Consider the following 10,938-nt stretch of genomic DNA (forward strand, 5'->3'; position numbering starts at 1 on the left):
GCTCCCGTACCACTGGGCTCCAGTGACAGCCTTTACATGACGGCGGAAGAAGCCGCGAATGCACTGAATGTCAGCGTGCCCACGCTCTATACCTATGTCAGCCGCAAGAACATCCGCGCGCACAAGACCCGCGGCAGCCGGGTCAGCCGCTACCTGCGCTCGGACATTGAACAGATCAGGTCGGGAGTCGCGCCTGCCTCGGCTCGCGACACCGCGCCGGGTCTTACGGGTTCCTCGGCTATCACCTTGATGACAGAGGCCGGCTCGTTCTATCGCGGCGTGAGCGCCATCGATCTGGCGGAAGAGGCCACCCTGGAGGACGTTGCCCGGCTGCTGTGGGATGTCGGCGACTTCGATCCCTTTGAAGCCCCAGCAACCCCGCTGCCTCCGCACAGTGATGCACTGCTCAAGGCCTGTAGCAACTTTGGTGCGCTGGACCGCGCCATCATGCTGCTGCCCGCCATCGAGGCGGCGAATCCTCGCGCGCACGATCTTGGCAAGCATGGCTTTCTTCGCTCCGGGGCAGACGTGTTGCGCTGGTTCGCGGCCTGGATGCTGGGACAGTCATCTCCGGCCGGGCTGCCGCTGCATCGCTACATTGGTGCGACGACAAAATGCGGGCCCAAACTCGAGGATGCCGCACGCAGGGTGCTCGTCCTGTCTGCCGATCAGGCGCTACATCCCGCAACCTACGTCGCCCGGGCGGCGGCCAGTACCGGCGCAACACCCTATCGGTGCGTGATCGCCGGCCTCTCGGCTGCCACGGGCAAACGCTTGCCGGCTGTTCGCGTCGGGGCCTTTTCCCGCTTCCTGGCCGAAATCGACAACGCGCAGGATGCGACTGGGCCAGTCACGATTCGCGTGCGCGAGAGTGAAGACATTCCTGGCTTCGGCTACTCGCCTTTCGATGCGCCAGATCCACGTTCGGCGGCGTTGTGGTCCGCGTTGCGCACCCTGCTGGCTACTGATCGAAACTTCGCACGCTTCGAGCGCGCCATCAGCCTCGCCATCGAACTGACGGGCCAGCAACCGGATTTCGCGCTGCTGGCCGCCTATGTGAACCGCCGCATCGGCGCTGAGCCGGACGCGAACCTGGTGCGGCTGGGGCGTATTGCCGGTTGGGTGGCGCATGCGTGGGAGCAGCAGAACGAAATGCCGCTGGTACGCTGGAAGGTCAACTACAAGGGGATACTGCCGGTCTGAAAGTTTATATCGATTTTAGCCATCGATATTGACATACTCCCATCGTGAATTGTATGTTCAGCGAAAACTGGGGTTCACGGAGACAGCATGAGCAGGCGGTGGATACGTCGACCAGAAGGGTCTAACTGGGGCGATTTCGGTGATGATGACAACGCGGCGCATGCTGAAAACTGCACCGGTTTTTGCGAGTATCGCCGAAACAGGAATGTCCCGGGTTCTGGACGGTAACCTGCCACATTTTTAGCAGCAGGGTTCGGGAGCGGTACCCATTGGCAAACTGGCAGGTCCGGAGCGTCACCACTCGACCCGGATTTGGCCCTTCGCTTTCAGCGCTAAACGCATGAGCGCCTCGTTCGGAACAGTACAGATCATGCTGGTGAATTATCCGCACGGATGTAGGATGAGTCGCTTCCGGATTGGTAGTTCAAGATTCCGCATCTCATTGCGATCTGAGTTTGGGCTGGGGACCTCTCTCCGGCTGAGACCGTAATTGGGAGAAGGAGGACATGTATGGGCACAGCCCAAACGTCGGCGCCACATCTAACGCTGCACGTCTTCAAACAGGAAGGGGGATGGCATTGGGGAATCGCTATCCCTCGCGTCGCAGGTAGCGGGTTCAAGGTTCTTGCGTACAGCGAAGTGACGTTCACTCACGAAGCTGATGCGCGTCGCGATGGCAATCGCGCACTCGACACTCTCGTTGAACACCAGTCTCTCGAATGCGGGTGACGACCGCTCACGATATCGCCGCCCGAGCCACTTTCTAGCGGGGACGGGGCCACGGGCAGAAGCACACATGGTGGCTATTGCAGTATCGTACCTCTGGCAAACGCCTCGATCAGGTCGCTCGTATCCACCTCCGCCGCAACCAGACAAATAGCGCCTTTCGGGAGAGGTCTTTGCGACAAACGTCGCAGCGTGGCCTATTTGCAACACAGTCCGCGGGTCCAGTTCGTCGCCGCCTTTACCCCACGTGCACCATTCCCGCAACGTCTGCATTCAAGCAGGTCGCCGAACCCTTTGTTGTTTCGGCTCGTCTGCTTTGGTGACCAGGCACTTGCCGAAATGGGCGTGCACAAAATCCACGAATACCCGCACCTTGGGCGTCATTTTCCGGCTGCTGGGCCACACCACGTGGATACTGTTGGAATCCCTCACGTACGGGTCCAGTATGGTTTTCAGGCATCCATCGGCGAGCGCGTTCTTGACCGAGAAGTCAGGCACGCATGCAATCCCGCGCCCAGCCAGCGCCATATAAATCAACATGTCCAGGCTGTTGCATACCATCGACAAAGGCAACGACGAGTCCGCAGCCATGAATGTCGAAGACCGCAGCGGCCATTGATACAGTTTTCCGGTGGGCGTCCAGCGATAGTGCAAACAGGCATGATTAAAAAGATCATCCGGATTCGCTGGGGTTCCCTTTCGTTTCAGATACTCCGGCGAGGCGACCAGACAGGCGCGCCAGGAACCCAGCGGGCGAGAGACGAGCCGTGAATCCCGAAGTGCGCTCCCGCGAATCACGACATCGAATCCTTCATCGATTACATCGACCAGTCGATCAGTGAAATCAAGGTCGAGTTCAATCTCCGGATGCTGCTGCATGAAGGCTGAAAGCACGGGAAATGGTAGCCCCGCCGAATGCGACAACCCCACCCTTAACCGCCCTCGCGGATGCCGGGCCATTACACTGAGCTCATCTTCGGCCGCCTGAACCTCCCCGAAAATCCGTCGGCACCTGTCCAGAAACACCTCGCCTTCGGACGTCAGCCGGACGCTTCTCGTGCTGCGCTGGAAGAGCCGCACACCAACGCGCTCTTCAAGCCTCGAGATGCTTTTGCTGATGGCCGACGCCGAGATGCCAAGCTCCCGCCCAGTGTCGGCAAAGCTCCGGGTTCGCGCAGTGTGCACAAAGACTTGCAGCCCTCCCAGCGCACTCAAATTTTCCACATGAGCCCCACGCGTTATTCATGACATTTTTGTCATGGCTAACGTGAACGCTACCCCAATTTATGATGATGGGTCAATGGCGTACGATGGATTTGAACGACCGCAGGCCTGTGCAGGAATGCCGGTCGCGCGTCATTCAGTCCGCGGCGCAAACGGTGCCGTGATCGCGCGGGGGGCGTCAGCGTTTTGGCACCTCAACGCGCCGTACCGGCACACCGGTTTAATCAGGAGAACACGGTTATGGTCACCACTGAACATCTCGACGCTTACCTCGAGGCCATGGGCAATCGCGACGTCGAAGGGACCAAGCTCCATATGGCAGACAGCGTCGTCCTCAGAAGTCCAATCGTTCCCGCCCCGTTCGAAGGAAAGGAGCGTGTCGCAACAGTCCTGACGCAGCTTCTCGCGACTGTTGACGCCTTCGAACCAAAGCTGCTCTTGCGCGACGGGAACGACTTCGTCGCCGTGTTCACGATCAGGCTCGGTGATCACGTCCTTGACGGAATGGATCACATGCATCTGAATGAAGCGGGCCTTGTCGACAGCATGACCGTCGCATGGCGGCCGCTTCCGTCGGTCGTCGCGGTCCAGCAGAAGCTTGCCCCTAGATTGGGAGGGAAGGCGATGATGCTGGTTCCAGCGGGCCAAACTGCCTGAATCATCGCGGTCCCGACCGCAACGGCACCGCGGCGCTGGCCGGGTTCGGAGACAATGTGCAGCCTAAGCCATTCGTCGCAGCTAGCGTCTATCGCTTCAAAACGCTGCGGTAAGCCGGTGCGCTCCTGCTCGGACCGCAACGCTTCGAGATCAGCGAGATTGGTCGATCACATGTAACGCTCTTGAACCTTCTTTTGCCGTGGCGTCATGGCAGCACCGCAAGCTCGAGTTGTGGATGAGTAAAGGGCGCCATGAGATAGATGATGGAATCGTGTCGCTTACGGGATGCTTTCGCAACTATGCAGGAAAATTGCAACTGCATTTTTGCGATTGCGCAACGCGACGTCTTTTGATCGATCGCGCTGCGTGGGCAATCATTTTCTAGCGGGTAAGGAACTGGTAAGTCGTCCTCCCGTATAGTCACTCCGGTCTCAGACCCTGACGTTCTGCGAGCGCCTCGCATGCCTTTTCGCATAATATTCCTCTTGAAATCCGAGGGAGCGCCCGTGACACACAGTGTGAAGCATCGATTTTTGGAATTGCCGACAACGTGACGCGCCCAAACGGAGGAGCGCGCAGGTCCGGTACAGTGCGTTCTGTCGCGGTCTCGCCCTTGCACGGCACGCCGTGCCGCACGTGTTTGCGGACCGTCGGGTGTTGAGGGCAGGGCCCGCGCTGAAATGCGCAGCGAATCTCGGGTGCACAGTGGCATCGTGTACTGATCAGTGTCATTGGAAGCTTACGTCGGCGCCAGGTGAACGCAGCGACAGCCCGCTTTTTAGACGCCTGCGCGTCGACAGTTGGCAGCGTCATCTTCGCCCAGCAGCAAGTGACTCATCCCGGAAATCAGATTTGCCCAATTACCAGTTCAAATGAGTTCAGGTTCATGTCGCGAGTAGCAATTGTCGAAGACTCCGAACGTCTTGCCGACATGGTGAGACAGGCGCTCGCCGGCGTGGGAATCGAGGCCGACCTGTTTCGCAACATCTCCGAGGCGACCTATGGCCTTCTCAGGGCCGACTACTCGGTCATGATCGTTGATCGGGGCTTACCGGACGGCGACGGGCTGACCTTCCTGCGTGCGCTGCGGGCTGCAGGTCAGATGACGCCATGTCTGATGCTCACTGCGCGCGATGCCTTGCACGATCGAGTGGAGGGTCTTGAGAGTGGAGCAGACGACTATGTAACCAAACCGTTTGCAATGAGCGAGCTGGTTGCACGAGTGCGTACCCTGATGCGCCGACCAGCAGTGCTGACAGCGCTTACTGCGTCATTCGCCGACGTCACGGTGGATCGGCAGCAACGCGAAATGCGCTGTGGTGACATGTCGGTCGGGCTTGCGCCTGCCGAACTGCAGATCATGCTTTGCCTTGTCGAAGCGGCGGGCAGAACGGTTCGGCATTCGGCGCTTGAACATGCCGCCTGGGGCTTGGGAGACGCCGTAACACCGAATGCGCTGGAAGTTACCGTGCACCGTTTGCGTAAGAAGCTTACCTCGATAAATACACGGACGCGCCTGACGAATCATCGCGGTGCGGGTTTTGCCCTCGAGAAGATCTCCGGGTGACGCCTACTGATGAGCGACATTGACCCACGGCGCGGACTAAAAAAACTGTCATGTACGGTTCCGTCCTGGCGGCGGTCTCAAGCGCGCTGGTGCGCTGATCTGCATTGGCGAGAGTAGAGCGATGCGCCAAGCCACACTAGGGCGGCGGGCCCCCACTGCACCGGTGGCGCCAGTTGAACGACGGCCGCAGGCCGTTCTTCCGCCGATCGGGACGAAACGGAAAGCGGTATGTTTTCCATCCGAATACTAGGGACGCGCACGCATGGTCCCAAGGGGCGACTGCGTCACATGTCCCTAGGCGCGCGCATCGTAATGTTCCATATCAACCCGTCTCGCGGCACTGCATAGCCGTTCTACATTGGGGGCGTCATGCTCAATCACTGGATTCGCAGCCTGTCCGCGCGGCTGTGGGTGACTACCATAGTCGCACTTGCGCTCAGCCTGACTGCGCTCGCTGGAGTGGTTATACATGTGTTCAATCATTATCCAGAGCAAACGCTGGGCCGCCATGAGTTGACCGAAAACGTCCACAGGGTAACGAATGGAGTCAGGTTCGATAAAGCGGGCCTACCGGCTTCTATAGACCTTCCCGACAACGAAGCATGGCTGTTTGAGATCGTCCCTACCGAGCTCAAGTATCGTGTGCTGGATTCGCAGGGTCATGTCCTGCTGGCCTCAAAAGGGGCAGAAGATGATGGTCCCTGGCTGGCCGACGACCTTTCTCGAGCCGCCGGCAAGTCAGTTCACGCGGATATTAATGGGAAGCGGTTTTCCGTCGCTACGCAGCGGCTTCTGCGGGGTCAATCTGTGTTTTATGTGCAGACCGCAACCAGCACACGTTTCATCCAGATGTTGGTCAGCTCAAAGGTCAGGCCGATCCCAGCGACGGTCAGAATCATTTTTTTCGTCGCGGTCGTGATTTTTGGCTTGACGCTACCGCTTACCATTGGCCGGGTTCTCAAGCCTTTGCGAGATGCGTCTGACGCTGCGGCGCAGATAACGCCGCATCATCTGAAAACGCGCCTTTCGGTCAAGGGCATTCCGACTGAGATCAAGCCGTTGATCAACGCGTTTAACGACGCGCTTGAGCGACTGGAGAACGGCTTTACAGTCCAGCAGCAATTTCTTGCGGCTGCGGCGCACGAGCTGCAAACTCCGCTGACGTTGATTCGTGGTCAGATCGAACTGCAGCCGGAGATCAGGCAAAAGAACCTTTTGTTTCGCGAAATCGACCTGATGTCGCGGCACGTTCGACAGCTCCTGCATCTTGCTGAAGTCAGCGAGGCACAGAATTTCGACTTCGCCGAAGTTAATACGATCGATGTGGCGCAGGATGTCGTCGCGTACCTGGCGCCGAAGGCCGATGGCAAGCAGGTGAGGCTGCGTATCGAGGAGCGCGACGCGCTCGCCACAATCCGCGCGGACAAAAGCGCCTTGTTTATTCTCCTCAAGAACGTCATCGAAAATGCGATCAACGCGTCGCCAGCCAATGGCATTGTGTTGGTAACGATCAACGGGGTGTCGATCGAGATATGCGACGAAGGGCCCGGCATACGAATGGACCATCTTCCATTGCTGTTCAAGCGATTCTGGCGTGCCCCCGATGCAAGTCATGATGGTGCTGGTCTTGGACTGGCGATATGCAAAGAGATCGCGTTGGCGCATGATTGGAGGTTGACAGTGCGCACTCGTTCGATTGGAACTCGGTTCACGGTTTGGTTATGAGCGAAGTCTGGCCCGGAAGAAAGCTGGTGTTGTGCAACGCATCTGCCAAACGCTGTTGGCGGAGCCGCGTCGGGTTTTAACACATATGGCGCTCGTTATCGTCGGCCATTCTTCAGTTCGCGCCATGCGGCGGCAAGATAACTCAGCTGAACCCACGGACCAGCACAAGCCCGGCAGCAGGCAGCACATCATCGTCGACGCACAAGACATTCGGCTCGCGGGTAGACCGACGGATGCAACAGTTCACGATGCCACATCCAGTGTGTGCGGGCTGGTACATGCCATTCCCTGCGTGGGTGTCAGCGTGGGTGGCAAGCGAGGAGGGCTCTTTGCGCAAGCCAAAGAACCTTGGCTGGAATTGGGCTAGAGGCCGCTAACCAATTCCGCGACAGCCTCTCAGCGGCACCACCGCCGCGATGCCACGCAGCTTCACGCGCCGGTTGACGCCATCCCGCCCATTGCAGGCGCGCGACGTCGGCCACTTCCGAAGCGCGCATCGTTCGGGGCGACCGGAGCTACCATCACGACAATACCGCCGTTCGCCACACGCAGCTGGCATCGCCACTCAGATTGCCCGGCGCGGCGAGCGGCACCGCAGCGCACTCGGCAAAGCAGCGCACCATCTCATCGCTTGACAACTTTCGATGGCTGCGCATCCGCTTCGAACGTCTTACGTCTGTAATTGCGATCGGTGTTCAGTCGCGTGGCAGAAGTGAAGGAGGGCACTTGCGTCGTCTGATCGGTAAGCTTCTGGTAAGCGATTCCTGACGACAATGCGCATCAACGCCTCTTAGAGCCGCATTGACATCGCGATCATGTACGACGCCACAGCAACTACACGCCCACTCTCTTATTCGCAGGCCTGCGATACCTTTCGGCCGCGTGGAGCTGTCTTTCGAACCGCACGACGAACAGGTCTGGGTAGAACCGCTTTCGTTGACTTCCTCGAACGTAGCCCCGTGCGCGATCGCTTTGTAACGCAGCTTGTCTCGAAAGGACGACCAGGACGCATCGTAGACGCTCTTCGCCATCCTGGTTCTGGCGAGTGTTGCGGCCGACACATTGCCGACCGCGATGTAGTCGAAGCGACGCACGAGCTCGAGCGCCAGCTTGTGCTGAAAATCAGATCGGGCGTTGGGGACTTTCGCGTGCAGTTTGGCGATATGCCGCTTGTGCTTACGGGCGCGCTGAGCCTTCGCCAGCTTGCCGGCGGCGACGCGGCCAAACCGGTCGTTGGGCAGTTTTTCACCGCTCGAGAGCGTGGTGAAATCTCTAAGACCAAGGTAGATGCCCACGCCGCTTCGGATCGGCCGGGCCGGTACGTCGGCCACCTCAATCACAATGTTGAGGAACCAGTTCCCGCGCGAATCCTGAGCAAAGTTTGTTCCGTCCTTGATCTTGCCTTCGGGCAACGGGCGGCTGCTGAACACGCGGAAGGTATTCCGGGCGAAGCGAAATGCTTCGCCCTTCCGTTTCAGATCGCGTCCCTTCAGGGGCACCCATCCAAGGCACTTCCGGCCGCGGTGTCGCAGGTAAGGACGGCGATGCTGGCTGCGGGATTTCGCGTACTGCTGGCAGGTTGCGTTGACCGTGCCGGAATGGATGCCGAGTTCCTTGCTGCTACCGGTGGTCAGCACGTTCAGGTCGAACCCGCTTGGCCACTTCTTGCCCCATCTGAGCGCGTGCATCTGCGTGTCATTGCAGAAGTTCCAGACGTAGATCACGGTTCGGCTCTGTTTGTTGAGCAGACCGTTGAGCGAGTTCACCCGATAGCGATAGACAAGAATCATATCGGTCATTTTAACCACGGAATGCCGCTGTCAAGCAGCGGCGCTCCTTTCACTCCCCGCCCTGAAGGACGGGGTTTCTCTGAGCGAATCTGATGAAAGCCAGCACCTTGACGACGATTCGCGCGAACGTAGTGCTTCTTTCGATATCGGCAAGTATTGCTATGGTTCCGTGTTTTGGATTTGCCGCAATATCAGATCTCCTCGGTGATGGAATGTCGTACTCGTGGTGGCAGACATGTACCGCTGCCGTCGCTCTAGTCATCATGATTATATTCAGATGGTGGGCCAGACGCGCATTCTATGCCGCCGTTCGTGGGAGGACGATCAGGCGGAAAAATGAGGCCGATGGCGCAGTCTATGTCCCCGATGACTGTCCTAATGCATGGCTAGTTCAGTTGCATCTAGAGTTGCATGGACAGCGCTGTGCGGACTGACGCGCACCGTGTACAAAAAGCAGACGCACTATCAGTAGCATGTCGAGCCAGCAGTCGCGGTTAACCTGTTGCGCGGACGCTCGGCGACGCCGCAGTGTTTGGCCTGGTAACGGTACGCAATTCCATCGTGCCACGATTTTCCTTGGCACGATGGACCCCTTCGTCTGCGAGTGTTTGTATCGCGAGCATGATCTTCAATCCCGAAAGAAAGAGCGCCCGCGCTGTATCGATGAACGGACTTGTCGCACGACTCGAGCGGGGAGAGTTCGAGCTGGTCGCAGTCGGCCGTCCGTTGCTGCAGGACCCTGCATGGCTTGAGAAGATACGGCTAGGGCGGTCCGATCAGATCGCTGACTCTTTCCCGCAAAGGATTCGTAGACGTCTCCGCTTAGTCCCACTGAGCCGACCGTGATGGATGTGGTTCCCACGAGCTTCTTGGCCCAGCCCGCCAGATTGAGCTGGTCCTCAAACTCGGGAAAGGCAGGTTGCCAGAATTTCGGCTGCGAGAGGTGAAATGCATCGGCACCCGCGTCGACGAACACGCCGAGCCACTGTTCGAGTATCGGTGGCGTACTGGCGAGCCGCGGGTTGAAGTCCTTTGGCTTCCATTGCGAGAGGAGCAGAATGACCGGAAACCCGGGGTTCACTACCGCACGGATTGCCTTGAGGATCTCGACCGCGAAGCGGGAGCGCTCGATGAGCGTCGAGTCGCTATACGAATCACTGCGCAGATACGGAGGGATATCGGCATGACGTGCCAGGTGGATACAGTGTTCTTCGCGGACTGTGCCGCGCGCTCTTTCTTCGATCAGGTTGCCAACAAATGGTCAGTCATGATCCTTACGCTCCTTATCGAGAAACCTACGCGCTTCAACGAAATAAGATGAAGGATGGAAGGAATTACGCAGAAGACGCTCACGCAAGCCTTGCGGCGTCTGGAGGGCAATGGACTGATCGCCCGGAAGGTGCTCGATACGTCGCCAGTCGCCGTCGAGTAATTGATCACCGAACTCGGTCGTACGTTGCAGGTTCCGTTCAGCGCGGTCTATGAATGGTCGATCAAGCATTTGCATGAAATCGAGCAGGCACAGGAAGTTTATGACGAGGGGCAAGAGGCCCGTCAGGAAGAGTAGATGAAGATGCGCACACGTCATCAACTGCTTCTGGTCACTGGCCCAGGTGTTCACTTCCGCTTGAGACTACAAAGGTTGCCGTCTCCGCAAACGCGTCAGGAGTGCTGCAAGCACCGGAGAAATCTGCTTGCGGGAAGGGTAGTAAAGGTAGAAGCCCGGAAACGGGGCCGTCCAGTCATTTAGCAGGCGCACCAGCCGGCCAGATGCAAGCCAGTCTGTGGCCTCGTGTTCCAGAACATAAGCGACGCCGAGCCCATCGGCTGCGGCGTGAAGCATTAGGTCTGGCTCGTTAAACGTGAGTGGCCCAGCAACGGCGATCTTCAGGGCCTGGCCGTCCCGTTCGAACTCCCAGGCGTAAACCGTGTCTGCGGAGACCATCCGATAGTTGATGCAACGGTGCATGGTGTTACGTCGCGCGCAGAATGAGGAGCGGTATCTCGCGCTATTCGAGGTGAGACGATAAGCTCCGTCGCGGGATC

Annotated in this window: 10 protein-coding genes and 1 pseudogene; 8 read left to right on the forward strand and 3 right to left on the reverse strand. The window is 58.6% G+C overall.

Annotation, left to right across the window (positions count from 1 at the left end; genetic code table 11):
• Positions 1-1,203 (forward strand): citrate synthase family protein (locus SB753_RS34130; protein ID WP_410804431.1); only part of this gene is annotated, 1,203 nt, incomplete at its 5' end.
• A gap of 510 nt (positions 1,204-1,713) precedes the next feature.
• Positions 1,714-1,932 carry a hypothetical protein gene (locus tag SB753_RS34135; RefSeq protein ID WP_410804432.1) on the forward strand — a complete coding sequence of 73 codons (219 nt, stop codon included), beginning with the start codon at positions 1,714-1,716 and terminating at the stop codon, positions 1,930-1,932.
• Between the two features lie 270 nt (positions 1,933-2,202).
• Here SB753_RS34135 and SB753_RS34140 read toward each other — a convergent pair whose 3' ends face one another.
• A complete protein-coding gene (locus tag SB753_RS34140) occupies positions 2,203-3,144 on the reverse strand; it encodes a LysR substrate-binding domain-containing protein (protein WP_410804442.1) in 942 nt (313 codons plus the stop codon).
• Positions 3,145-3,393: 249 nt separating this feature from the next.
• Between SB753_RS34140 and SB753_RS34145 the strand changes: the two genes are divergently transcribed.
• From SB753_RS34145 to SB753_RS34160, 4 genes and pseudogenes are all read left to right on the forward strand, one after another.
• Positions 3,394-3,810: a nuclear transport factor 2 family protein gene (locus SB753_RS34145; protein ID WP_410804434.1), complete on the forward strand. Its 417-nt coding sequence runs from the start codon at positions 3,394-3,396 to the stop codon at positions 3,808-3,810.
• An 886-nt stretch (positions 3,811-4,696) separates the two neighbouring features.
• Complete coding sequence (locus tag SB753_RS34150) at positions 4,697-5,377, forward strand: response regulator transcription factor (protein ID WP_410804444.1); 681 nt, start codon at positions 4,697-4,699, stop codon at positions 5,375-5,377.
• A gap of 369 nt (positions 5,378-5,746) precedes the next feature.
• Positions 5,747-7,102 carry a sensor histidine kinase gene (locus tag SB753_RS34155; RefSeq protein WP_410804435.1) on the forward strand — a complete coding sequence of 452 codons (1,356 nt, stop codon included), beginning with the start codon at positions 5,747-5,749 and terminating at the stop codon, positions 7,100-7,102.
• 406 nt (positions 7,103-7,508) lie between these two features.
• Positions 7,509-7,783 (forward strand): annotated as a pseudogene (locus tag SB753_RS34160) (IS5/IS1182 family transposase); the annotation flags it as partial.
• Positions 7,784-7,797: 14 nt separating this feature from the next.
• Here the strand turns inward: SB753_RS34160 and SB753_RS34165 are convergent.
• Positions 7,798-8,892 carry an RNA-guided endonuclease InsQ/TnpB family protein gene (locus SB753_RS34165; RefSeq protein ID WP_410804446.1) on the reverse strand — a complete coding sequence of 365 codons (1,095 nt, stop codon included), beginning with the start codon at positions 8,890-8,892 and terminating at the stop codon, positions 7,798-7,800.
• A 1,324-nt stretch (positions 8,893-10,216) separates the two neighbouring features.
• On the opposite strand from SB753_RS34165, the gene SB753_RS34170 reads away from it, so the two are divergent.
• Together SB753_RS34170 and SB753_RS34175 are read left to right on the forward strand one after the other, a co-directional pair.
• Positions 10,217-10,324 carry a winged helix-turn-helix transcriptional regulator gene (locus SB753_RS34170; protein WP_410804437.1) on the forward strand — a complete coding sequence of 36 codons (108 nt, stop codon included), beginning with the start codon at positions 10,217-10,219 and terminating at the stop codon, positions 10,322-10,324.
• Complete coding sequence (locus SB753_RS34175; RefSeq protein WP_410804438.1) at positions 10,325-10,459, forward strand: hypothetical protein; 135 nt, start codon at positions 10,325-10,327, stop codon at positions 10,457-10,459. It abuts the gene before it with no gap.
• Positions 10,460-10,525: 66 nt separating this feature from the next.
• Here SB753_RS34175 and SB753_RS34180 read toward each other — a convergent pair.
• The coding region (locus SB753_RS34180; RefSeq protein ID WP_410804440.1) for a LysR substrate-binding domain-containing protein at positions 10,526-10,938 on the reverse strand (413 nt) is incomplete at its 5' end.

Origin of the sequence: Paraburkholderia sp. SIMBA_053 (assembly GCF_046534895.1) — a bacterium.
GTDB lineage: Bacteria > Pseudomonadota > Gammaproteobacteria > Burkholderiales > Burkholderiaceae > Paraburkholderia > Paraburkholderia caledonica.